The 22,687-nt window shown below is 73.6% G+C and carries 23 protein-coding genes and 1 pseudogene; 10 read left to right on the top strand and 14 right to left on the bottom strand.

Going from position 1 to position 22,687, the window contains the following annotated elements; translation table 11 throughout:
- Nucleotides 1-15: 15 nt before the first annotated feature.
- Together ACSU6L_RS01715 and ACSU6L_RS01710 are read right to left on the bottom strand one after the other, a co-directional pair.
- Complete coding sequence (locus ACSU6L_RS01715; RefSeq protein ID WP_437052792.1) at nt 16-1,770, bottom strand: ABC transporter ATP-binding protein; 1,755 nt, start codon at nt 1,768-1,770, stop codon at nt 16-18.
- A 269-nt stretch (nt 1,771-2,039) separates the two neighbouring features.
- Nucleotides 2,040-2,615: a rhodanese-like domain-containing protein gene (locus tag ACSU6L_RS01710; protein WP_437052790.1), complete on the bottom strand. Its 576-nt coding sequence runs from the start codon at nt 2,613-2,615 to the stop codon at nt 2,040-2,042.
- Between the two features lie 73 nt (nt 2,616-2,688).
- Here ACSU6L_RS01710 and ACSU6L_RS01705 point away from each other — a divergent pair, with 73 nt between their 5' ends.
- A complete protein-coding gene (locus ACSU6L_RS01705; RefSeq protein WP_365514539.1) occupies nt 2,689-2,976 on the top strand; it encodes a metal-sensitive transcriptional regulator in 288 nt (95 codons plus the stop codon).
- A gap of 6 nt (nt 2,977-2,982) precedes the next feature.
- Here the strand turns inward: ACSU6L_RS01705 and ACSU6L_RS01700 are convergent, their stop codons facing one another.
- Complete coding sequence (locus ACSU6L_RS01700) at nt 2,983-3,732, bottom strand: sulfite exporter TauE/SafE family protein (RefSeq protein ID WP_437052787.1); 750 nt, start codon at nt 3,730-3,732, stop codon at nt 2,983-2,985.
- A complete protein-coding gene (locus ACSU6L_RS01695; protein ID WP_437052785.1) occupies nt 3,729-5,123 on the bottom strand; it encodes an MBL fold metallo-hydrolase in 1,395 nt (464 codons plus the stop codon). Before ACSU6L_RS01695 ends, ACSU6L_RS01700 begins: the two co-directional genes overlap by 4 nt.
- Nucleotides 5,124-5,414: 291 nt before the next feature.
- Here ACSU6L_RS01695 and ACSU6L_RS01690 point away from each other — a divergent pair, with 291 nt between their 5' ends.
- The 5 genes from ACSU6L_RS01690 (at nt 5,415) to ACSU6L_RS01670 (ending at nt 9,264) form a co-directional block, all read left to right on the top strand.
- Nucleotides 5,415-6,503, top strand: a complete 1,089-nt coding sequence (locus ACSU6L_RS01690) for an S-(hydroxymethyl)mycothiol dehydrogenase (RefSeq protein WP_437052783.1) — start codon at nt 5,415-5,417, stop codon at nt 6,501-6,503.
- On the top strand, nt 6,503-7,138 hold the full coding sequence (locus tag ACSU6L_RS01685) for an MBL fold metallo-hydrolase (RefSeq protein WP_437052781.1): 636 nt from the start codon (nt 6,503-6,505) through the stop codon (nt 7,136-7,138). The genes ACSU6L_RS01690 and ACSU6L_RS01685 overlap by 1 nt, the downstream gene beginning before the upstream one ends.
- 110 nt (nt 7,139-7,248) lie before the next feature.
- Nucleotides 7,249-8,166 (top strand): SDR family oxidoreductase, encoded by a 918-nt coding sequence (locus ACSU6L_RS01680; RefSeq protein ID WP_437052779.1) that lies wholly within the window; start codon nt 7,249-7,251, stop codon nt 8,164-8,166.
- Nucleotides 8,167-8,266: 100 nt separating this feature from the next.
- Nucleotides 8,267-8,962 carry a L,D-transpeptidase family protein gene (locus ACSU6L_RS01675; protein WP_437052777.1) on the top strand — a complete coding sequence of 232 codons (696 nt, stop codon included), beginning with the start codon at nt 8,267-8,269 and terminating at the stop codon, nt 8,960-8,962.
- Between the two features lie 143 nt (nt 8,963-9,105).
- The gene (locus ACSU6L_RS01670) at nt 9,106-9,264 is read left to right on the top strand and encodes a hypothetical protein (RefSeq protein ID WP_198948462.1); all 159 of its coding nucleotides are present in this window, start codon (nt 9,106-9,108) and stop codon (nt 9,262-9,264) included.
- Between the two features lie 18 nt (nt 9,265-9,282).
- Here the strand turns inward: ACSU6L_RS01670 and ACSU6L_RS01665 are convergent, their stop codons facing one another.
- The 3 genes from ACSU6L_RS01665 to ACSU6L_RS01655 all read right to left on the bottom strand — a co-directional run bounded on the left by ACSU6L_RS01665 (nt 9,283) and on the right by ACSU6L_RS01655 (nt 12,664).
- Complete coding sequence (locus ACSU6L_RS01665; RefSeq protein WP_437052775.1) at nt 9,283-10,608, bottom strand: S1 family peptidase; 1,326 nt, start codon at nt 10,606-10,608, stop codon at nt 9,283-9,285.
- A gap of 120 nt (nt 10,609-10,728) precedes the next feature.
- On the bottom strand, nt 10,729-11,559 hold the full coding sequence (locus ACSU6L_RS01660; protein ID WP_437052773.1) for an SAM-dependent methyltransferase: 831 nt from the start codon (nt 11,557-11,559) through the stop codon (nt 10,729-10,731).
- 49 nt (nt 11,560-11,608) lie between these two features.
- On the bottom strand, nt 11,609-12,664 hold the full coding sequence (locus ACSU6L_RS01655) for a DUF3800 domain-containing protein (RefSeq protein WP_437064720.1): 1,056 nt from the start codon (nt 12,662-12,664) through the stop codon (nt 11,609-11,611).
- 25 nt (nt 12,665-12,689) lie between these two features.
- On the opposite strand from ACSU6L_RS01655, the gene ACSU6L_RS01650 reads away from it, so the two are divergent.
- Together ACSU6L_RS01650 and ACSU6L_RS01645 are read left to right on the top strand one after the other, a co-directional pair.
- A complete protein-coding gene (locus ACSU6L_RS01650; RefSeq protein WP_437052771.1) occupies nt 12,690-13,868 on the top strand; it encodes a MalY/PatB family protein in 1,179 nt (392 codons plus the stop codon).
- Nucleotides 13,869-13,952: 84 nt separating this feature from the next.
- Nucleotides 13,953-14,360: a PPOX class F420-dependent oxidoreductase gene (locus ACSU6L_RS01645; protein WP_437052769.1), complete on the top strand. Its 408-nt coding sequence runs from the start codon at nt 13,953-13,955 to the stop codon at nt 14,358-14,360.
- Between the two features lie 7 nt (nt 14,361-14,367).
- On the opposite strand, the gene ACSU6L_RS01640 is transcribed toward ACSU6L_RS01645, so the two are convergent.
- Together ACSU6L_RS01640 and ACSU6L_RS01635 are read right to left on the bottom strand one after the other, a co-directional pair.
- Nucleotides 14,368-14,793, bottom strand: a complete 426-nt coding sequence (locus tag ACSU6L_RS01640; protein ID WP_073939834.1) for a Zn-ribbon domain-containing OB-fold protein — start codon at nt 14,791-14,793, stop codon at nt 14,368-14,370.
- A gap of 155 nt (nt 14,794-14,948) precedes the next feature.
- Nucleotides 14,949-15,683 (bottom strand): TetR family transcriptional regulator, encoded by a 735-nt coding sequence (locus tag ACSU6L_RS01635; RefSeq protein WP_437052767.1) that lies wholly within the window; start codon nt 15,681-15,683, stop codon nt 14,949-14,951.
- Between the two features lie 128 nt (nt 15,684-15,811).
- Between ACSU6L_RS01635 and ACSU6L_RS01630 the strand changes: the two genes are divergently transcribed.
- Nucleotides 15,812-16,636, top strand: a complete 825-nt coding sequence (locus ACSU6L_RS01630) for a hypothetical protein (RefSeq protein WP_437052765.1) — start codon at nt 15,812-15,814, stop codon at nt 16,634-16,636.
- 4 nt (nt 16,637-16,640) lie between these two features.
- On the opposite strand, the gene ACSU6L_RS01625 is transcribed toward ACSU6L_RS01630, so the two are convergent.
- Nucleotides 16,641-17,300, bottom strand: a complete 660-nt coding sequence (locus ACSU6L_RS01625; RefSeq protein WP_437052763.1) for an STAS domain-containing protein — start codon at nt 17,298-17,300, stop codon at nt 16,641-16,643.
- A 132-nt stretch (nt 17,301-17,432) separates the two neighbouring features.
- Between ACSU6L_RS01625 and ACSU6L_RS01620 the strand changes: the two genes are divergently transcribed.
- Complete coding sequence (locus ACSU6L_RS01620) at nt 17,433-17,786, top strand: helix-turn-helix transcriptional regulator (RefSeq protein WP_437052762.1); 354 nt, start codon at nt 17,433-17,435, stop codon at nt 17,784-17,786.
- A gap of 55 nt (nt 17,787-17,841) precedes the next feature.
- On the opposite strand, the gene ACSU6L_RS01615 is transcribed toward ACSU6L_RS01620, so the two are convergent.
- The 4 genes and pseudogenes from ACSU6L_RS01615 to ACSU6L_RS01600 form a co-directional block, all read right to left on the bottom strand.
- Nucleotides 17,842-20,253 (bottom strand): SpoIIE family protein phosphatase, encoded by a 2,412-nt coding sequence (locus ACSU6L_RS01615; RefSeq protein ID WP_437052760.1) that lies wholly within the window; start codon nt 20,251-20,253, stop codon nt 17,842-17,844.
- A gap of 61 nt (nt 20,254-20,314) precedes the next feature.
- The gene (locus ACSU6L_RS01610; protein ID WP_437052758.1) at nt 20,315-20,689 is read right to left on the bottom strand and encodes a hypothetical protein; all 375 of its coding nucleotides are present in this window, start codon (nt 20,687-20,689) and stop codon (nt 20,315-20,317) included.
- A gap of 324 nt (nt 20,690-21,013) precedes the next feature.
- Entirely contained in the window at nt 21,014-21,931 is a 918-nt protein-coding gene (locus tag ACSU6L_RS01605) for a MurR/RpiR family transcriptional regulator (RefSeq protein ID WP_437052756.1), read from the bottom strand.
- A 64-nt stretch (nt 21,932-21,995) separates the two neighbouring features.
- Nucleotides 21,996-22,635: pseudogene (locus ACSU6L_RS01600) on the bottom strand (nucleoside/nucleotide kinase family protein).
- Between the last annotated feature and the right edge of the window lie 52 nt (nt 22,636-22,687).

Raw genomic sequence — 22,687 nt, 5'->3', positions numbered from 1 at the left:
CCGCCTCGGGCCCGCTCAGCCGGCGGAGGCGAGGAACTGCGTGGCCGCCAGCTCCGCGTACAGCGGGTCGGCGGCCACGAGTTCGCGGTGGGTGCCCACCGCCCGGACCCGGCCCGCGTCCATCACCACGATCCGGTCGGCCATCGTCACCGTCGACAGCCGGTGCGCCACCACCAGCACGGTCGTCGACCGGGCCACGTCCGCGACCGTGTCCCGCAGCGCCGCCTCGTTCACCGCGTCCAGCTGCGAGGTCGCCTCGTCCAGGAGCAGCAGGCGCGGGCGCCGCAGCAGTGCCCGGGCGATCGCCACCCGCTGACGCTCGCCGCCGGACAGCTTGGTGCCGCGATGTCCGACCAGGGTGTCCAGGCCGTCCGGCAGCCGGGCGACCAGCCCGTCCAGGCGGGTCGTCTTCAGCACCCGGGTGAGCGTGTCCTCGTCCGTCTCCGGGTTGCCCAGCAGCAGGTTGTCCCGCAGGGAGCCGGACAGCACCGGCGCGTCCTGCTCGACGTAGCCGATCGCGGACCGCAGCCGGGACAGCTCCCAGTCGGCGAGGTCCCGGCCGTCCAGGGTGATCGCGCCGGACTCGGGGTCGTAGAACCGCTCGATCAGTGAGAACACGGTGGTCTTGCCCGCGCCGGACGGGCCGACGAACGCCGTCATGCCGCACGGCGGCACGGAGAACGTCACCCCGTGGTGGACGTACGGCAGATCGTCGGCGTAGCGGAAGCGGACGTCGGTGAAGGCGACGGCGGCGGGCTCGGCGTCGGAGGCCGGCAGCGGGGCGGCCGGGACCTGCGGCTCGGCGGGCAGCCGCAGCGCCTCCTGGATGCGGGTGAGGGCCGCGGCGCCGGTCTGGTACTGGGTGATCGCGCCGACGACCTGCTGGATCGGCGACATCAGATAGAAGACGTACAGCAGGAACGCGACCAGCGTGCCGATGTCGACGGCGCCCGTCGCCACCCGTGCCCCGCCCACCGCCAGCACCGTGATGAAGGCGATCTGCATCGACAGCCCGGCCGTGTTGCCCGCGGCCGCCGTCCACTTGGCGGCGCGCACGCTCTGCCGCCACGACTCCTCGGCGGCCGCGTGCAGCGTCTGCTCCTCGCGGTGCTCGGCGCCGGACGCCTTCACCGTGCGCAGCGCGCCCAGCACCCGCTCCAGCGAGGCACCCATCACGCCGACCGCGTCCTGCGCCTGCCGGCTGGCCCGGTTGATGCGCGGCACGATCACCCCGAGCACCGTGCCCGCGCCGAACACCACGGCGAGCGTGACCCCGAGCAGCACCGGATCGACCAGCCCCATCATCACGACGGTCGCCACCAGGGTGAGCCCGCCGGTGCCGACGCCGACCAGGGAGTCCGTGGTGACCTCGCGCAGCAGGGTGGTGTCCGAGGTGATCCGGGCCATCAGGTCGCCCGGTTCGCTGCGGTCGACGGCGGCGATGCGCAGCCGCAGCAGATACGACGACAGGGCGCGCCGCGCACCGAGCACCACCGACTCGGCGGTGCGCCGCAGCACGTACGAACCGAGCGCGCCCAGCGCCGCGTTGGCGATGACCAGCCCCGTCATCAGCAGCAACGCGCCCGCGATGGCCCGGTCGTGGGCGAGGTCGTCGATCAAGTCCCGTGCGACCAGCGGCAGCAGCAGGCCGGTGGCCCCGGTGACCAGGGAGAGCACCGCGCCGGCCAGCAGGGCCCAGCGGTGCGGTCGTACGTAGCCGAGAAGCAGCCGCCACGGGGGCGGGCCGGTGGGGGTCTCAGCAGGTGTCACGGTGCTCCTTCGCCGTCGCGGGCCGGTGGCAACAGGACGTTCAGGCTACGACGGTTGGCCCGCGCGCGGGCCCTCCCCGAACGAACTCGATCTTCGAACAGGTGGCGGAGACCACGCCCGACGCCGGAGCGCGCGGCCCGGTGCGGCCCGCACGGCGTCGCGGGCGGCGGTGAACCGGCGGTTGAAGGGCAGCGGCAGGCGCGTTCCTCCCGCCGGCTGCCCCGGGGCGGCCGCCGCTACCGACGCCGTGCGGCGATGAAGAGCCCCCGCTAGCGGGCGGCGAGTGCCGCCAGGGTGGCGTCGAGGTCGGCGGGGCGCGGCCTGTTGTGCGGGAGCCTGGCGAGCAGGGCGGCCATTCCGCAGGTGTCGGTGAGCGCGGAGAAGACCAGGCCGCCCGCGACGCCGGCGGAGAGCAGCCGCAGGGCCGGGTGCCGCCGTCCGAGCGTCAGGCCCGTCAGGACGAGGGCGCCCGCCGTGCAGCGGACCTGCCGTTCCATCGACCACGTGGAGCGCGCGGGACCGTCGGGGCGCTCCAGGGGGTGCCCGCGCTCCGCCCAGCCGTGGGTGCCGCCGGTCAGTGTCGCGGCGTCGACGCCGTGCTCGGCGAGGGTCGCGCAGGCGGTGCGGGAGCGGTTTCCGGAGGCGCAGACCACCAGCAGCGCGCCGCGCGCCTCGCGCAGCACGGGCACGGCCCGGTCCAGCTGGTCCAGGGGGAGGTTGTGGGCGCCGGGCAGGTGCCCGGAGGCGTATTCGCCGGGGGTGCGGACGTCGATGACGGTCAGTTCGCCGAGGCGTGCGCGCGCTTCGTCGACGTCGAGGGCGTGCGGGGTACGGGACGTGGACATGGTGAGGTGACTACCTTCCGGGGTACGGCCCGAGGGGGAGTAAAATACCCCCAAGGGTATGTGAGGAGTGGTTGTGGAGTTGCAGTTCGAGGGCGATGACCTCAAGTCGGTGCTGAACCGGCTGCGGCGGGCGCAGGGGCAGATCTCCGGAGTGATCAAGATGATCGAGGAGGGGCGGGACTGCGAGGACGTCGTCACTCAGCTCGCCGCGGCCTCCCGGGCCCTGGACCGCGCCGGTTTCGCGATCATCGCGACCGGTCTCCAGCAGTGCCTGACCGATCCCGAGCGCGGTGAGCGGGAGGGCGAGACCACCCAGCAGATGAAGGCGCGGCTGGAGAAGCTGTTCCTGTCGCTGGCCTGAGCCGGTTCAGAGGACCGTGTCCGCCAGCATGAAGGCGGCCACACCCAGCAGCGCCCAGGCGAAGACCCGCTGGAGGGTGCCCGCCGCGACGCGGGCCGCGAGCCGTCTGCCGTCCCAGGAGCCGAGCACCGCCGCCGCGGCGAACGGGGCGACGGCCGCCCAGTCGACGGTCACCGCCGAACCCGCCCGGGCCGCCAGCGCGACCAGCGAGTTCAGCGTGATGACGAGCAGGCTGGTGCCCACGGCCGCGCGCAACCTGAGCCCGGCCACGTGCACCAGCGCCGGTACGGCGAGAAATCCGCCGCCCACGCCCAGCGCACCGGTGACCGCGCCCAGCCCGGCCCCGGCGGCGCCGACCCGGCCGGCGCGCACCTCCACCGCGTCGCCGGACGACGCGGCCGACGGGCGCAGCATCCGCACCGCGGCCAGGGCGGCGATCACGGCGAAGGCGCCGGTCAGCAGCGCCGCCGGCAGCCGCGCGGAGACCACCCCGCCGAGCGCCGCGGGCACCACGCCGGCCGCGGCGAACAGGACGCCCTCCCGCCACCGGACGGTGCCCTGGCGGGCATGCCCGGACAGCGCGGTGGCCGAGGTGACGGTCACCACGACCAGGCTCGCGGTGGCGGCCGCGGCCGGGGACAGGCCTACCAGGTAGATCAGGGCTGGCACGGCCAGCACACTGCCGCCGCCACCGAGGGCGCCCAGCGCGAGACCGGTGAAGGCCCCCGCGACCAGGGCGAGCAGTGCGGCGCTCACGTCGGCGACGACTGCTCGTCGGGTATGCGGGCCAGCGGCAGCCCGGCCGCCCGAGCCGAGTCGAACCCGTCGTCGACGGCGACCACGTCACGCCCCGCCGCGTCGAGAATCGACGCCGCGATCGCCGCCCGCATCCCGCCCGCGCAGTGCACCCACACCGTGTCCCGCGGCACCTCGGCCAGCCGGTCCCGGAGCAGGTGGAGGGGGATGTGCAGCGAGCCCGCGAGGTGTTCCCGGGCGCGTTCCGAGTCCCGCCGCACGTCGAGTACGACGACCGGCGCGGCCTCCTCCGCCGGGGGACGTGCCGCCAGGTCCGCGAAGGTCGCTCTGCGGAACGCGCGCGGCGTCTCGCCCGGCCGCAGCCAGTCGGCGGGGGCGCCGGTCGCCGCGGCGGCCGGACGGTCGATGCCGACCCGGACGAGTTCCCGCTGCGCGTCGGCCAGCCGCTCCGGCGAGTCGGCGAGCAGCGTGACGGGCTTGCCCCACGGCAGCAGCCAGGCCAGATATGTGGCGAGCTGACCCTCGGCCTCGAAGTTCAGCGCCCCGGCGACATGCCCGGCGGCGAACGCGATCCGGTCCCGCAGGTCGACCACCCACTCCCCGTCGGCCAGCCGCGCCGCGATCTCCTCGGCGTCGGCCCGGCGCGGCGGGGTGAGGTCCACGGGAGCGGGGCCCGCGGCGTTGGCCGGGCCCATGTGCGCGTAGTAGGCGGGCACGTCGTCCAGCGCGGCGAGCAGGTCGGCGACGAAGGTGTCGACGTCCTTCACCAGCGCCTCGTTGGCGGTGCGCTCCCGGCCGATCGTCGTCCCGTCGCCGGCGGCCGTACCCGCGGAGCAGAAGCTGCCGAAGCCATGCGTGGGCAGCACCGCGGTGTCGTCCGGCAGCTCGGCGGCGAGCCGGTGCGCGGAGCCGTGCTGCGCCCGCGCCAGCCGCTCGGTCAGCCGGGGCTCCACCAGGTCGGGGCGCCCCACGGTGCCGATCAGCAGCGAACCGCCGGTGAACACCGCCACCGCGTGTCCGCCGTCCTCCAGGACGTACGAGGTGTGGTGCGGGGTGTGGCCGGGCGTGGCGAGGGCGCGCAGCACCAGCCCGTCCTCGATCGGCGAACGGTCCCCGTCGGCGACCGGCACCCGCTCGTAGGCGACCCGCGCGCCCGCGGGCACCAGGTACTCCGCGCCGGTGAGCCGGGCAAGTTCCAGGCCGCCGGTCACATAGTCGTTGTGGACGTGGGTCTCGACGACATGGGTGACGCGTACGCCCCGCGCCGCCGCGGCGGTGATCACCCGGTCGATGTCACGCGGCGGATCGATCACGACGGCGCGGTGGGCGCCGCCCGCGAGATAGCCGCGGTTGCCCAGTCCGGGCACGTCGATGGTGTCGACGAAGTACACGGCAGCACTCCTCTCCTGGTGGGAACCCGGATCCCGGTGGCCCTGAAATTACCCCAGGGGGTATCCGTCGGTCTGTTCACCACCGTAGCAGAAGTACCCCCGGGGGTATCCGGGGGCCGCGGGCGCAGAACGCGGGCGCAGGCGCCTGGACGGCGTCCCCGTGACGTCCCGGCGGCCGTCCCGCCGTGGCCGGAAACCGCTCCGCACGCTCGCCGGACGCGCCCTTACCGATCAGTCGGCCGTAGGGTCGTCACAGGTACGGACACCCGCCGACGGAAGGGACCAGTCACCATGGCGCAGGAAGTGCGCGGCGTGATCGCACCGGGCAAGGACGAGCCGGTGCGGGTGGAGACGATCGTCGTACCCGACCCCGGGCCGGGCGAGGCCGTGGTGCGCGTGCAGGCCTGCGGGGTCTGCCACACCGATCTGCACTACAAGCAGGGCGGCATCACCGACGAGTTCCCCTTCCTGCTCGGCCACGAGGCCGCCGGCGTGGTGGAGGCGGTCGGCGACGGGGTCACCGAGGTGGCGCCCGGCGACTTCGTCGTCCTCAACTGGCGGGCCGTATGCGGACGGTGCCGGGCCTGTCTGCGCGGACGCCCCTGGTACTGCTTCGACACCCACAACGCCGGCCAGAAGATGACCCTCGCCGCCACCGGGCAGGAGCTGTCCCCGGCCCTCGGCATCGGCGCCTTCGCCGAGAAGACGCTGGTCGCGGCCGGACAGTGCACCAAGGTCGACCCGGCGGTCGCCCCGCAGGTGGCCGGACTGCTGGGCTGCGGCGTGATGGCCGGCATCGGCGCCGCGATCAACACCGGCAACGTCGGCCGGGGCGACACGGTCGCCGTGATCGGCTGCGGCGGAGTCGGCGACGCGGCGATCGCCGGGTCGCGGCTGGCCGGCGCGGCGCGGATCGTCGCCGTCGACATCGACGACCGCAAGCTCGCCACCGCCCGCACCATGGGCGCCACCCACACCGTCAACTCCCGGGAGACCGACCCGGTCGAGGCGATCCGCGAACTCACCGGCGGCTTCGGCGCCGACGTCGTCATCGAGGCGGTCGGCCGCCCGGAGACCTACACCCAGGCCTTCTACGCCCGCGACCTCGCCGGCACGGTCGTCCTCGTCGGCGTCCCCACCCCGGAGATGAAGCTCGAACTGCCGCTGCTGGACGTCTTCGGCCGCGGCGGCGCGCTGAAGTCCTCCTGGTACGGCGACTGTCTGCCCTCCCGGGACTTCCCCATGCTCATCGACCTGCACCTGCAGGGACGCCTGGACCTCGGGGCGTTCGTGACGGAGACCATCGCGCTCGACGAGATCGAGAAGGCCTTCGAGCGGATGCACCAGGGCGACGTCCTGCGCTCGGTGGTGATGCTGTGATGACCGCCCCCGCCCGCATCGAACGCCTCGTCACCAGCGGCCAGTTCAGCCTCGACGGCGGCACCTGGGACGTCGAGAACAACGTGTGGCTCGTCGGCGACGACCACGAGGTCGTCGTCATCGACGCCGCCCACGACGCCGACGCCATCGCCGAGGCCGTCGGCGACCGCCGGCTGACCGCCATCGTGTGCACCCACGCCCACAACGACCACATCGGCGCGGCCCCCGCCCTCGCCGACCGCACCGGCGCGCTCATCTGGCTGCACCGCGACGACCTGCCGCTCTGGAAGCAGACCCACCCGGAGCGCGAACCCGACGCCTGGCTGCGCGACGGCCTGGTGATCGAGGCCGCCGGCGCCGACCTGACCGTCCTGCACACCCCGGGGCACGCCCCCGGCGCGATCTGCCTGTACGACCCCGGACTCGGCGCCGTCTTCACCGGCGACACCCTCTTCCAGGGCGGCCCCGGCGCCACCGGCCGCTCGTACTCGCACTTCCCGACCATCATCGACTCCATCCGCGACAAGCTGCTCGGTCTCCCGCCCGAGACGAAGGTCCTCACCGGCCACGGCGACGCCACGACCATCGGCGCGGAGGCCCCGCACCTGGAGGAGTGGATCGCGCGCGGCCACTGAACGGGCCCGCGACCGGATGATCCCGCGCGAAGGCGACGGAAAAGACGACAGAAGACGTCCGGCTTACCCGGCACCCTCGAAGCGACCACGAGGACGACGGAAGGCCCGACATGCCGGAACAGCCACTGAAGGACAAGGTCGCCCTGGTCGCCGGGGCGACCCGGGGAGCCGGGCGGGGAATCGCCGTGGAGCTCGGGGCGGCCGGCGCCACGGTGTACGTCACCGGGCGCAGCACCCGCGCGCAGCGCTCGGAGTACGACCGCCCCGAGACCGTCGAGGACACCGCCGACCTCGTCACCGAGGCCGGCGGCCGGGGCATCGCCGTCCCCACCGACCACCTGGACCCGGCGCAGGTGCGGTCGCTCGTGGACCGCATCGCCGGCGAACAGGGCCGTCTCGACGTCCTCGTCAACGACATCTGGGGCGGCGAGACCCTCTTCGAGTGGGCGACACCGCTCTGGGAGCACGACCTCGACAACGGGCTTCGGCTGCTCCGCCTGGCGATCGAGACGCACGTCGTCACCAGCCATCACGCCCTGCCGCTCCTGCTGAGGCGGCCCGGCGGCCTGGTCGTCGAGGTGACCGACGGCACCGCCGAGTACAACCGCGACAACTACCGGGTGAACTTCTTCTACGACCTCGCCAAGGCGTCCGTGCTGCGCATGGCCTTCTCCCTCGCCCACGAACTCGGCCCGCGCGGCGCCACCGCCCTCGCCCTCACCCCGGGCTGGCTCCGCTCGGAGCTCATGCTGGAGCACTTCGGGGTGCGTGAGGACAACTGGCGCGACGCCCTCGGCGAGGTCCCGCACTTCGCGATCTCCGAGACCCCGCGCTACGTCGGCCGCGCCGTCGCCGCCCTCGCCGCCGACCCCGGCGTGTCCCGCCACAACGGGGCCTCCCTGTCGAGCGGCGGCCTGGCACGGGAGTACGGCTTCACCGACCTCGACGGCAGCCGCCCCGACGCCTGGCGCTACCTCGTCGAGGTCCAGGACCCGGGCAAGCCGGCGGACACCACCGGCTACCGCTGAGGCGTTCCTCACCCGGTCTCTCCACAAGCTCGTGCAACCATCCGGGCGCGGCGGCTGTCTACGTGGTCGGAATCCATCTCTGTCGAAGGGCAGGCCGACCATGGGGGACACACGCAGACGAGCCGCCGCCGTCCTGGGCGCCACCGCGCTGGTGGCACCGCTCACACTCGCGCTCGGCGCCGCTCCGGCGCAGGCCGCGACCTGCACGACACAGACCGGGCCGTACCAGAAGCAGGTGGAGAAGTTCCTCGGCCGGCCGGTCGACGGGCGGCAGTCCGCCGCCGACTGCAAGGCGATCCAGGCCTTCCAGACCAAGCACGGCATCCAGCCGAACGCCGGCTACGCGGGCCCGGTCACCTGGGGCGTCATGGACCTCATGACCAAGCAGAAGGCCGTCGGGAACAAACCCAACAAGGACGGCAAGTGCCCGGTGAACAAGGGCCGCATCGCCTGTGTGAACCTCACCCTCCAGCTGAGCTGGATCCAGGACGGCAGCAAACTCGTCTACGGCCCCGTGCCCGTCCGCACCGGCCGTGACGGCTACGAGACGCGCACCGGCCTGAAGAAGATCTACTGGCGCAACATCGACCACGTCTCGACCATCTACGACGTGCCGATGCCCTACGCCCAGTTCTTCGACGGCGGCCAGGCCTTCCACTCGGTCGGCGTCAGCATGTGGAACCCGCCGGGTTCGCACGGCTGCGTCAACATGACCAAGACCGACGCGAAGAAGTACTGGTCACTGCTGAAGAACGGCGACGACGTCTACGTGTACGGCCGCAAGCCGGGCACCTGACCGGCCTTCGGCCGTCGTGGCGGACGCGTGGACTTCCGCACGGGTTCGCGAGGAGGGGAGTGATCAGCAACACGGTCCGGAATGCCAGGCTTGTTCCTGTTCACTCACAGGGTCTTCACGTCAGGCACCGTATGCTTCACAGCATGTCCACCACTGTTGAAACCGCCTCCGAGCGATCGGCCGCGGAGATCAACGAGGAGATCCGGGCCCTGTGGCGCCGGGCGGGCGGGACACTGAACACCGAGCAGCGCGAGGAATACCAGCGGCTCGTGATGGAGTGGGCCGACCGCGCCTCGGCCTGACCCACCCCCCTCCTCGGATCATCCCCAGGTCGCCGAGTACTGGCGCTGGTAGGCCCTGCGGTCCTGCTCCGTGCGGATCCACCGCGTGGCCACCAGCGCGACCAGGCTCCCCGCGACGATCAGCAGCCCGGGACCGACGTTCTGCGGGTCCGCAAGCCGCGCGTACAGGGACGGGTCCTCCGCGCCGCCCGCCGCCGGAGCCGGAGCGCCGGGATCGATCGCGTTCTGCGCCGCGGAGCCCGACGACCCCGCCGGCTCCCCGCCGACCGCCCCCTCGGAGGTGATCAGCCGCACATCGAGCGCGGTCAGCGCCTTGGTCAGCGGCTGGAAGAACGTCGTACCCCCGGTGCGGCAGTCCCCGCTGCCCCCCGAGGTGACCCCGAACGCGACCCCCTCGGCGAACAGCGGTCCCCCGCTGTCCCCGGGCTCGGCGCACACATCCGTCTCGATCAGGCCGGTGACCGTGCCCTCGGGATAGTTCACCGTCGCGTCCAGCGCGATGACCCGCCCGTCGCGCAGCCCGGTGGTGGCGCCGCTGCGGAACACCCCCTGCCCGACGGCCGGATCGGCCACCCCGGTGATCCGCACACCCCGCCCGCCGCCGACCGCGACGACGTCGGCACCCTCGCCCGCCCGGCCGCCCGCGTACCGCACCAGCGAGTAGTCGGCGCCCGGGAAGCTCCGGGCGACCGTCCGCCCCACCTCCCGGGTCCCCTCGCCGTCGGCGAACCAGACGGACCCGGTGGGCCCGCAGTGCCCGGCGGTGAGGATGAAGTCACGCCGGCCGTCGGTCACGTTGAAGCCCGCCGAGCAGCGCCCGCCGGTCGACAGGATGGGCTGGGCCCCGTTCAGCCTGGTGGTGAACGTGCCCGTGGTGCGTTCCATGCGGACGAAGCCGCCGATGTCCTCCGCGAGCTCGGTGAGACGGGCCCAGTCGGCGGCTGAGACGGTGCGGTCGGCCCGTACCACCACCTCGTTCTTCCGGTAGTCCACCGTCCAGGCCGTGCCGGCCACCCGCGGCGCCGAACGCAGCGCCGCGGTGGCCGACTTCAGCTCGCTCAGACTGTGCGGCACCACCTTCGCCGCGGCGCCCGCCCGGCGCACCTCGGCAGCCGTGTCCCGGTCGGTGACCGCGACCACCGGACGCCCGTCGGCACCGATCCAGCTGCCCGCCGTACGCTCCGCCCCGAGCCGGGTCACGAGGTCCGCGCCGGTGACCGGCGCGGCGTCCTTCGGCGGCGGGCTCGCCACGGCCTGGGTGACCATCGTCGCCCCGAGCAGCAGGCCGCCGACGGCCGCCAGCCGGGTGACGCGCCGGACGATCCGTCGTCGTACGTGCCTCATGCATGGCTCCCGAACCCCGAATGCGCGGTGGCGACACCGCGGGGGCCTCCGGCAGTCGAGTGCCCTCCTTCGCATACGTGCCGGGAGCCGGACGCGTTCACCCCCGGGCGGGGCCCGGCGTCACTTCTTGCGGGCCACCCCGCCGAACATCGCGACCTCTTCCGGCTCGGTCCCGTCCGCGTCCTGCGGGCGCCAGCGCGAGCAGGACACGACGCCGGGCTCCAGCAGCTCCAGACCGTCGAAGAAGCGGGTCACGGCCTCGGGCGTGCGCTGGGTCAGCTTCGGGGTGCCGTGCTCGTTCCAGAACTTCACGGCCTCGTCCACGTCCGGCATCGACGGCGAGGTGATGGTGTGCGACAGCACCAGGTGACTGCCCGACGGCAGCCGGTCGACCAGCCGCCGCACCAGGCCGTACGGGTCCTCGTCGTCGCCGATGAAGATGACCACGCCCAGCAGTATCAGCGCCACCGGCTCGCTGAAGTCCAGGGTCTTCGCGGCGTGTTCGAGGATCGCGTCCACGTTGCGCAGATCCTCGTCCAGGTAGTCGGTACGGCCCTCCGGCGTGCTGGTGAGCAGCGCGCGGGCGTGGGCGAGGACCAGCGGGTCGTTGTCGACGTAGACGATCCGCGCGTCCGGGGCGAGGCGCTGGGCGACCTCGTGGGTGTTGTCGGCGGTCGGCAGGCCGGTGCCGATGTCCAGGAACTGGCGGATGCCCACCTCCTCGACGAGATGCCGCACGGCACGCCCCAGGAACAGCCGGTCCGCCCGCGCGTACTCGCCGATGCCCGGGTGCAGTTGGCGGATCTGGTCACCGGCCGCCCGGTCGACCTCGTAGTTGTCCTTGCCGCCCAGCCAGTAGTTCCAGATCCGGGCCGTGTGCGGCTGGGAGGTGTTGATGCGCTCGCGCAGGGAATCGGCCACGCCGTCCGTGGCGGTCGGGTTCTCGGTCACGGGGTCAGCTCCTGGGATGCCGGAATGCGGTGGGGTGTCAAGGAGCAATCTAGACCGATGAGTTGATCTTTGCCGACCCTCCGGCGATTTCGGCCCCTTCGCCGTCCGTCCCCGCCGCGCCCACCGGAGCGAGCCGCGCCCAGCTGCGCGCGTCACCCCACACCGAACGCGGGTCGACGTACGGCCTGAGCAGCGTCGTCAGCGCCGGGTCGGCCCGCTCCTCCAGCTCGTCGGAGGCGATCCTGCGGGCGATGCCGGCGAGGAAGTCGGCGAGTTGCACGCGCGCGTCCAGCCGCGAGTCGACCAGTCGTACCCCGGCCAGCCCGACGCCGGCGCGCCGGGCGGCCGCCTCGATCCAGGCGAGGCGGTCCGGCGTCAGAGTGTTCTGCTCGTCGTGGACCAGCCGCACCGCCCGTCCGCCCGCGCTCCAGTGCGCGGCCGTCCCGACGATGGCCGGCAGCAGCGGGTTGAGCACCGGGATCGGCGCCCGGCTGTCCAGACAGCGCGCCCGGTACGCCTCGGCCCGGGGCCGGGCCGCCGCGAGCCGCCCCACGATCGCCACCGCGTCCGAGCGCCCGGCGTCCGCGGTGCGCAGGGCCGCGACCGCGCGGAAGAAGGCCTCCACGGGCGCGCCCGGCTCGCCGTCGTTGCGGACCCGCAGCAGCCGGTTGGCCGCCGCCAGGAACTCCCGCCACCGCTCCTCTCCGAAGACGGACCGGCCGTCGCGGAACAGCGTCACGGCCGCCGCGGGATCGTCGAGCAGCAGATCCACGGCCCGGTCGACGACGAAGAACGCCTTCTGCGTGAGATGCACGTGCGCGTGCCCGAGCAGCGGCCCGGAGGGCGCCAGCAGCCACTCCAGCACCGCGCGGTGCTTCTCCCGCAGCAGATGGTTCGCCTTGTACTCCTCGGCGGGCGAGCCGACGCGGTCCCGTATCTCCCGCACGTACGCGGCTGCCGACTCCCTCGGCAGCCGCACACCGGCGTGCGCGAAGACATCGGTGTTGCCGCCGGTCAGGTTCTCCCCGTCCGAGCCCGACTCGTCGCAGCCCACCTCGATCACCGGGCCCGCCCGCGTCGCCCCGTCCGCATGATTCCCGCTCACCGCACAGCCGCCTATCTTGTGCCCCATGACCAGCATCCCGCACGAGACGACCGGCGAACCGAATCCGCTGCGCGCACTCGGCCTGGACCGGCTGCGCCGCCGTACCAGCATGAAATGGCGCACCTATCCCGAGGACGTGCTGCCGGTGTGGGTGGCCGAGATGGACGTCCCGCTGGCCGAGCCGGTGGTCCGGGCGGTCACCGACGCCCTCGCGCTCGGCGACACCGGCTACGCGGCGGGCACCGACTACGCCGAGGCGCTGGCCGGGTTCGCGGCCGAGCGGTGGGGCTGGGACGGGCTCGCCGTGGAGCGGACCGCGATCGTGCCCGATGTGATGCTGGGCGTCGTCGAGATGCTGAAACTGGTGACCGGGCCCGGCGACACGGTGGTGGTCAACCCGCCGGTGTATCCGCCGTTCTTCCAGTTCCTCACCCACATGGACCGGAAGGTGGCCGAGTCGCCGCTCGGCGCCGACCTGCGGATCGACCTCGACGGGCTGGAGGACGCCTTCCGGGAAGCGGCCGCGGGCGGCCGCCGGGCCGCCTGCCTGCTGTGCAGCCCCCACAACCCCACCGGCACCGTGCACACCGCCGAGGAGCTGTCCGCCGTCGCCGCCCTCGCCGAGCGGTACGGGGTACGGGTCGTCGCCGACGAGATCCACGCGCCGCTGGTCCTCGGCGGCACCGCCTTCGTGCCGTACCTGAGTGTGCCGGGCGCCGAGCGCGGCCTGTCGCTGATGTCCGCGTCCAAGGCCTGGAACCTCGCCGGCCTCAAGGCCGCCCTCGCCGTCGCGGGGCCCGGCGCGGCCGCCGACCTGGCCCGGCTGCCGGAGGAGGTCGGTCACGGAGCCAGTCACGTCGGCGTCGTCGCCCACACGGCCGCGCTGCGCGACGGGACGGCCTGGCTGGACGCCCTGCTGGCCGGCCTCGACGACAACCGGCGCCTGCTCGCCGGGCTGCTGGCCGAGCACCTGCCCGCGATCGGCCACCGCCCGGGCGACGCCACCTACCTGGCCTGGCTCGACTGCCGCGCCCTCGGCCTCGGCGACGACCCGGCGGACGTCTTCCTGCGGCGCGGGCGCGTCGCCCTGAACTCCGGGCTCCCCTTCGGCACGGGCGGCGCCGGGCACGCCCGGCTCAACCTGGCCACCCCGCCCGAGGTGATCACCGAGGCGGTGCGGCGGATGGCGCGGGCGGCGGGGTGAGCGGCCGCGCGGGGGAGACGCGGTGGGGGAGCGCGCGGGGGAGACGGGTGAGCAACCCGTGCGGGGTGTGCCTAGACTCCCGTCATGGACGAGACGACCCCGACGACCCGGCTCGGTGCGGGCAAGTATCTGCTGATCACCAGCTACCGCAGGAACGGCACCGGCGTCGACACCCCGGTGTGGGTGGTGGAGGACGACGGGGCGCTCGGCGCCTGGACGGTCGCCGACTCCTGGAAGGTGAAGCGGATCCGCAACAACGCGCGGGTCCGGGTCGCCCCCTGCGACGTGCGCGGCAACCGCACCGGCGACGCGGTCGAGGCCACCGCGGAGATCTGCGACGCGGCCACCACCGCCCGCTACCGCGCACTCATCGCCCGCAAGTACGGCGTCCTCGGCCGGCTCACCCTGCTCGGCAGCCGGCTGCGGCGCGGCACGGACGGGACGGTCGGCATCCGCATCCGTCTGGAGCCGCCCGGCGGGCAGGCCGGGTGACGTCCCGTCAGCTCCAGGCGCGGTAGGGCTCGTCGACCAGCTGGAAGACGGGCTCGCCGCGGACCGGGTCCTTGGCGGTGGACAGCCGCACCCGGTCGCCGCTGTGGATGCCGATGGGCGGGCCCATGACCCGGCCCCGGACCACGAATCCCTCCGCCATCTCTATCAGCGACACATTGCGCGCGGCCGGGGTGTTGCGGTGCACCACCGTGGAGTGCCGGACCGTGCCGATGCCCTCACTGCGCTCGGTGCGCAGGTCGCTGCCCTGGCACACCGGACACAGCAGCCGGTGGTACATCGCGGTGCCGCACCAGGTGCAGCGCTGGAAGAGGATGGACTCGTCGTCGGCCGACGCGCGGTCGATCCGGGGTTCGAGGACGCCCGCCGCGGAGCCGGCTGCCTGCTGAGCGGCGCTTCCTGAGTGGTGGTACACGCTGGTCAACTCCCTGCGCTGGGCCGGAAATCCCGCGTGCGCGGCTCACCGTGCACGCCTGTGCGCGGCTCGTCGTGCCACCGTGCACGCCGACAGGTTATGGCACTGAGTGCCATGAGTAAAGGCACTCCGTACCCCCAATTTTCGGCCTGTGTTCAGGTCCGGCCGAGCGTGGTCTCGATCTCCTGCACCACCCGCCACAGGGGTGCCCCGCGCCGCGAGACGACCACCACCACGTCCTCGGAGCGCTCCTCGGAGGGCTCCGGGGGCGCGGCGCCGAAGGCCGACTGCACATACCGCAGCGCGTGGTCCACGGTCGTGCCCGCGTCGCCCTGCCCGTCCGAGCGCAGCCAGGAGCGCAGCGCGTTGTTGTGCGCAGCGACGACCGCCGCCGCGATCACGTCGGCGCGCAGCGTGCCGTCGGGCCGGCCGGCGAACCGCCCGCGCAGGTACTCGGCGAGGGCGCGCTCGTAGCGCCAGACCACCGACAGCTCGTAGGCGCGCAGTCCGGGCACCTTCTTGGTGAGCCGGTAGCGCTGCACGGAGAAGGCGGGGTTCTCGGCGTACATCCCCAGCACCAGCCGGGCGGCGTCGCAGACCCGGCGCACCGGCTCCTCGTCTCCCTCGCCGGCCGCGAGGAACGCCGTCATGTCGGCCAGACAGCGCTCGTGGTCGGGGAAGACCACGTCCTCCTTGGACGGGAAGTAGCGGAAGAACGACCGCCGCCCCACCCCGGCCAGCGCCACGATGTCGTCGACGGTGGTCTGCTCGTACCCCCGCTCCAGGAACAGCCTGAAGGCCGCGGCGACCAGGGCGTCCCGCATGGGGGGCTTCGCGCCCGCCGGCCGCGCCCGCTCGTCGCGCCCGGACGTCGCACTGCTGGAGCTCATGCACGCGAACGTAGCACGCCGGATGGCACTCAGTGCTGTGCTCCGAGGGAACTCAGTACCTCGCACGCTCCTCCGCGTACCCTGACCGCACCCGGCACCACCGTCCCGCCCCCGCCTCAGGAGACCGCATGCCCCGCCCCCGCCTGCTCTATGTCACCGACCTGGCCTATCCGGCGCGCGGGCGGCGCTACTGCGACGAGGACATCGAGCTGACCTCACGGCTGCGCGCGGAGTTCGACCTGGCCCTCTGCCATCCGCGGGACGCGGTCGCGCTGATGGACGCCTTCGACGCCGTCGTGGTCCGCAACAGCGGGCCCGTCCTCGGATACCGGGAAGCCTACGACGCCTTCCGCGCGCACGCGCTGCGCACCGGGGCGCGGGTCTACAACCAGCTGACCGGCCGCGCGGACATGGCCGGCAAGCAGTATCTGCTCGACCTGAGCGCGGCGGGCTTCCCCGTCGTCCCGACCGTGGACCGCGCCGCCGACCTGGAGCGGCTGCCGCGCGCCGAGCGCTACGTGGTCAAGCCCAGGCTCGGCGCCGACTCGATAGGCCTGCGGGTGGTGTCCGGCGACGCGCTGCCCGGCCTCGCCGACGGCACCGTCCTCGTCCAGCCGTACGTCGACTTCGCCTACGAGGTCTCCTTCTACTTCGTCGACCACGACTTCCAGTACGCCCTGTACGCCCCGGACCCCGACCGGCGCTGGGACCTCCAGCCGTACGAACCCACCCCGCAGGACCTGGAGTTCGCCCGGCGTTTCATCGACTGGAACACCGTCGGACACGGCATCCAGCGGGTCGACGCCTGCCGGGCACCCGGCGGGCAACTGCTGCTGGTCGAGCTGGAGGACCTCAACCCCTACCTCTCCCTCGACGCCCTCCCGCAGGACCGCAGGGACGCGTTCGTCGCCGCCCTCACGGCCTCCCTGCACCGGTTCCTCGCCGCCGCCTGACGGCTCAGTCGGCCTCGCGCCCCCGGGGCGCGGAGAGCCGGGCCACGGCCGCCGCCACCTCGTGCCGCACCTGCTCGGACAGCGGCCCGCCCCGGACCGACTCGACCAGGTCGTCGGCGAGCCGGTGCAGCTTGGTGTTGGTGCGCTGCGAGACCGCGACCAGCACCTCCCAGGCGTCCTGCCTGCTCAGCCCGAACGACGCCATCAGCACCCCGCGGGCCAGATCGATCGTCGGCCGGGTCTGCATGGCCCGGCGCAGCTGAACGACCTCCGCGCCCAGTCGCCGCCCGTCCCCGTCGTCCCCGTCGTCCCCGGCGTCGGGTGAGAACAGCGGCAGGGTGCCGGTGAGTGTGAGCAGCCGCTCCACTATCGGCGAGGCGGCGCGTACGGCGACGCCCTTGCCCTCGGCCAAGGCCTGCTCCCGCAGCGCCAGCAGCACGTTCAGGGCGGAACAGTCCCAGAACGCGACGCCGCTCATGTCCAGTTCGACGGCCTCGTCCGCCGCCGCCAGAGCCGCGCGCAGGGCGGCGCGCAGCTCGGTGTCGACGTCCAGGCCGAGTTCGCCGGATACCGCCACGAGCACCCGGCTGTCGTCCGGGTACGTCTCGATCATCAGTCCAGGGCTGCCGACCGCGGTGGACGGACGGTCCTCAGACTCCGGCATGGCCGACTCTCCCTCGAATACCTGCCTGCCCTCGCCCAACAGGCTGGGCTCCCGAACCGTCATACGTCAAGGGATACATGAAATCTGTTTCGCGTTTTGAAATGCGGGAAGCAGCGGTCCTATGATGGCCGCATGGGTGGAGTGCCTGAACCGCATGCCGGATGGACTTTTCTTACCAATCACGCGCGTGTGCTGGCCGCCATCGCGGATGATCACAGCGCCCGCATCCGCGACATCGCCGCGCACTGCAGGCTGACCGAACGCGCGGTGCAGAAGATCATCGCGGATCTGGAGGAGGCCGGTTACCTCTCCCACCGGCGGGAGGGGCGCGGCAACACGTATCGCATCGAGCCGGGCAAGGTGCTGCGTCACCCGGCCGAGGCCGGGCTGACCGTCGCGTCGCTGCTGGCCGTGCTGGCCCAGGACGAGGTCCACCGCGCGCAGGGGAGCGCGGACACAGAGGCGCCCGTCGGCGAGCGCGGCTGACCGGCGCCCGCGCCGGCCGCACCGCGTCCGGCGCCCGCTGTCCACGGGTGGTCGTTCAGGCCGCGCCGGACGTCTCCTCGGGAACGCGGATGTCGAGCACGCACACGTCGTCGCGCCGCTCGCCCGCCAGCATCGCCGCGAGCAACGGCTCCAACGAGCCCGATCCGTCACCGTGATGGGCCATGGCGGCCTCCGCAAGCCGTCCCAGCCCGCGGTCGAGCCCCTCCCCGGGGCGCTCCACGAGTCCGTCCGTGTACAGCAGCAGCCGGTCCCCGGGCCGCAGCAGGCACTCGGCCTCCTGGAACGCCGGATCGGTGGCCACCCCCAGCAGCATGCCGCGCGGGCGGCCGAGGAAGCGCGCCTCGCCGTCGCGCAGCAGGAGCGGCGGCAGATGCCCGGCCTGCGCCCACTCCAGCCGCCGGCCCCGGGCCTGATAGCGGGCCAGCACCATGGTCGCTGTGCCGTGCGAGTCGCGGGAGTGGCGCAGCAGCGTGTTGAGCCGGCCCAGCGCGCCCGTGAGCGACGAGCCGGTGATGACCATGCCCTTGGCGGTGAAGCGCAGCTGGGCCATGGTGGCGACCGCGCCGACGCCATGGCCCGCGACATCGCCGACGACGAACAGGGCGGCCCCGTCGGGCAGTTCGATGGCGCTGAACCAGTCGCCGCCGACCTGCACCCCCGACTGCGCGGGCAGATAGGCGACTTCGACCCGCAGCCCGGCCAGCCGCAGCGGCGTCTCCGGCAGCGGCAGCAGCGCGTGCTGCAACCGCCCGGCCAGCGCCCGCTCGGCTCGCAGCGCCCCGTGCTGGGTGTGCATCGCGCGCTCGCTGGCCACCAGCGCCAGCTCCGCCCGCCGCTGCGCGGTGAGGTCCTGGAGGAAGCCGTGCACCTCGACCGGTGTGCCGCGCAGGTCCGTCACCGCCTCGGCGACGATCCGCAGGTGCCGCACCCCGCCCGCCGCCCGGATCCGGAACGGCGCGTCCGCGGGGCGCCCCTCGGTCGTCAGCCCGTCCAGGGCCCGGGTCAGGGCCCCCACGTCGTCGGGCACGGCCAGGCCGGGCAGTTCGGCCAGCCGGAGCGGGCCGCGCCCCGGGTCCAGGCCGAGGACGGTGAAGACCTGCTCGGACCAGGTCACCTCATGGGTGACCAGGTTCCAGTTCGCCCAGCCCAGGTTGCCCAGCCGCTGCACGTCCTCCAGACGCTGCTCCTGCTGGGCCGAGAGGTCGTGGCGCACCCAGCTGACGACGAGTCCGCCGCCCAGGCGGGCCGCCCGGACCCGGTACGTGGACAGCTCCGCGACCCCGGCCACGAGGTCCGGCTGCCCGAACGGCTCCCCCTCGTACGGCTCCCCGGTGGCGAGCGTGTTCAGGCAGCCCTGCCACACCGCCTCGTCCGCCACCGGCGGCCAGCACTCCAGGAGCCGCCGGCCCACCAGCTCACGGCCGCTGCGCCCGACGACGTCGACCGCCTCCGCGGTCGCCGCGTCGATGCGGTAGTCGTGCACCTCGCCGGAGGGCGCGCGCAGCGGGGTCAGTACCACGGCCGCGCCGGGCAGTGTGTCGAACAGCTTCCGCACGGCGTCGGAGGACTCGTCGGTCGCGGGCTCCGGCCGGGCGTCGAGGGCCCGCAGCCGGCCGGCGCAGAGCCGGACGACGGCCCGCAACTGCTCCCGGACACGCGGCGGGAAAGCCCCCGGGCGGCCTCGCAGCACCCCGATGGCGATGTCGGCGGTGTCCCCGGAGACCACGGGCAGCCAGGCGCGGGACGGCCAGCGCTCGGGCGGCTCGCCGATGAGCAGATACCGGTGGTCGTTCTCCCCGGCGTCCTCCAGCCAGCACGGCTCGCGGGTGCGCAGCGCCTCCAGCGCGGCGATCCCGGCCAGCGGCGGGACGCGGCGCCACTGCTCGGCCAGCGTGTCTTCCATCCCGGCGTGCCCGATCAGCTCCAGTCCGCCCACGGGCACCCGGGCGTAGATCATCACCGCGTCGGCGTCGACGCCGGGTCCGAGGTGGTCCAGCAGGCACCGTGCGAGAGCCTGCGGCGAGTCCACTCGATCGAGTGCCTTGCCGAGGACGCCGAGCGCGGTGGTCTCCTCCTCGGTGCCGATGGGTTCGCGGGGGCGGGAGCGGGGGACGGCGCCGCCCGGGGCGGGGGAGCGGGACGGTCGTCGCGGCGTCGCGCCGGCCAGCTCTCCGAGCGCCAGCCGGCACTCGTCGATGAGGGTGCGGCCATTGGCCCGCGCCCGTTCGCGCAGCTCCTCGTGGGCGGCTTGGGCGGAGCATCCGGTGAGTGCCATCAGCGCGCCCTTGGCGCGCTCCAACACGGCCGAGGTGGCCGCCAGGTCCCGCAGCCGGTCCCGCTCGGCACGCTGCCGCGCGACGAACCCGGCCGATCCGGGCGCGTCGGGTCCGGCCCCGGGCCGGGCGGACCCGGCAGACTCGCTCGTCACGGCACGAGCATGGCACATGGGGGCGGCTTCGGGCGCGGCCTTGTGGTCATGAATTCCGACCGTACGGTCGGTCGCCCGGTCAGCGGTTCCCGGCGTGCTCGACCAGGGCCTGGCTCACCGCGCGCACACTGCGGGCGATGTGCTGGAGCTGCAGTACCTCCGCGGCGTACAGCTTGATCGTGTGTTCGATGACCGACTCGGGCATGCCGAGGCGGGGCAGATCGGCGCGGGCGGTCTGCAGGGCGGTGCGGGCGACGCGGATCTCCTGCTGGACCTGGATCTGGGCGTGCCGGGCGAGCAGCACGGGGTGGCGGATGAGCGCCGGATAGCTGGCGTACCGCGACGGCACCAGCCCGCGCAGCCACTTGGCGGCCGAGCGCTCCCAGTCGTAGCTGCCGGGAGTCTTGACCTGGCACGGCCAGTCCGGGCTGATGCGCGTGGTCGTCAGGGGCATAGGGGCATCGCTTCCAATGTGCTGCGTCGCTGGGATGGGACGACGGATGCGGCGGGCCCCCGGCCTAGGGGATGACCGGGGGTCCGCCGCCCTGGGGCGCGCGGGGCGCCCTGTCGAACGCCCGGGCCGTCGTGGGTAGGACGGCGGCTTCGGGAGTCCGCTGTGGTGCGGGATCCCGAGCAGTATTTATATATGCCATCGCCTTTGCAAGACGTATGAAAACATTCATGCGCGCTTTGAAGCGGGTGGTCCCCGTGTGTCGGTATTCGTCGGTAGGGGGCTGCCGCGTTCGGTGACGGCGGCGGCGCGGTCCCGGGCGGGGAATCAGTCGCGCAGGAAGAACTGGTGCTGGTCGGAGATCTGCTCGTACGACTCCAGCCGGGCCTGCGTGCGCTCCGGGTCGGCGTCGGTCATCGCCTGGAGTAGCGCGGCGGCCATCAGTCCGGGCGCGGCGTAGGAGTCGAAGACCAGCCGGGAACCCGTCCCGGTGGCGAAGGTGACGTCGGCCTCGTCGGCGACCGGGCCGAGCGCGAGGTCGGTGATCAGGGCGACACGCAGCCCGGCGTCCCGCGCCACCCGCACCGCGGTCAGGGTCTCCTGCGCGTGCCGGGGCAGGGAGAACGCCAGCACCCAGGTGCCGCCCGCCTCCCGGGACTGGAGCAGGGCGTCGTACGCGACGCTGCCGCCCAGCGTCACCAGCCGCACATCCGGGTGGATACGCCGCGCGGCGTACGCGAAGTACTCGGCCAGCGACGCGGAGATGCGCAGGCCCAGCACGGTCAGCGGCGTCGACGAGGACAGCTCACGGCCCACGGCGATGACCTGGTCGGGATCGGCGAAGTCGCGCCGCAGGTTCTCCAGGTTCTCGATCTCCGCGTCGACCGCCGCCTGCAGCTCGTTCGCCCGGTCCTCCTCGGGCGGGCCGCCCGCCAGCGCGCCGAGCGCGATCGACTGCAGCTTCTCGCGCAGCGCCGGATAGCCGCTGAAGCCGACCGCCGCCGCGAACCGGGTCACCGACGGCTGGCTCACCCCGACCCGCTCGGCGAGATCGGTGATCGACAGGAACGCCGCCTCGGTGATGTGCTCTATCAGGTACTGCGCGATGCGCCGCTGCCCCGGGGACAGCCGCGGCTGGTCGAACAGGTGCCGTAGCTGGGAAGTCGGGGCAGCCGCCACCTCCGGCGCGGTCTTCCCCGAGGTGATCGCGGACGCCTGCGCGCGTGCCTGCTGCGGCGATGGCACCGGTGCGCCTCCTTTGCTTCCCACGCGTTTCAACATAGCTCACGGACCGCGCTGACCAGGCTCGTCACCCGGTCAGACCCACCACCGGCACCACCAGGTCCGCCCGGTCCCGGGTCCCCGTCACCAGGTCGGCGTTGCGCTGGTCCGTGCCCCGCACCCAGGCCACCGCATCCGCGTGCGCCTTGCCGAACTCCTCGTGCCGGGCGACGAGCCGCCGGATCCGCTCGGCCTCGTCGAGCTCGCAGAACCACACCTCGTCCAGCTGCGACCGCACCCGCGCCCACGCGCCGGCGTCCAGCAGCAGATAGTTGCCCTCCGTCACGATCAGCCGGGCCGACCGGGGCACCGGCGAGCGGCTGCTCCAGGACCCGCTCGAAGCCCGGCGCGTACACGACGTCCTCGCCGTCGCCCTCCTCGCGCAGCCGGCGCAGCAGCGCCGCGTACCCGGCCGCGTCGAAGGTGTCGGGGGCGCCCTTGCGGGCCCGCCGGCCGAGCCGGTCCAGTTCCGCGTCGGCGAGGTGGAAGCCGTCCATCGGCACATGGGCGACCCAGGGCTCACCGGCCCCGTTCAGCGCCTGTACCAGGCGCTCGGCCAGTGTCGTCTTGCCCGCGCCGGGCGCCCCGGCGATACCGAGCAGGGCACGCCGGCCGTCCGGGGCGAGGGACCGGGCACGGGCGAGGAGGTCGTCGAAGGTGAGCGGCACGCCGAGAGTCTCGCACCGCCGCCCGGCGAACCGCCCCGGCGGGGCGGTGAAT

It is taken from the genome of Streptomyces sp. enrichment culture, assembly GCF_964272855.1.
Lineage (GTDB): Bacteria > Actinomycetota > Actinomycetes > Streptomycetales > Streptomycetaceae > Streptomyces.
Note: the sequence above shows the minus strand (reverse complement) of the source record. Positions and strands in the feature narration are given on the sequence as shown.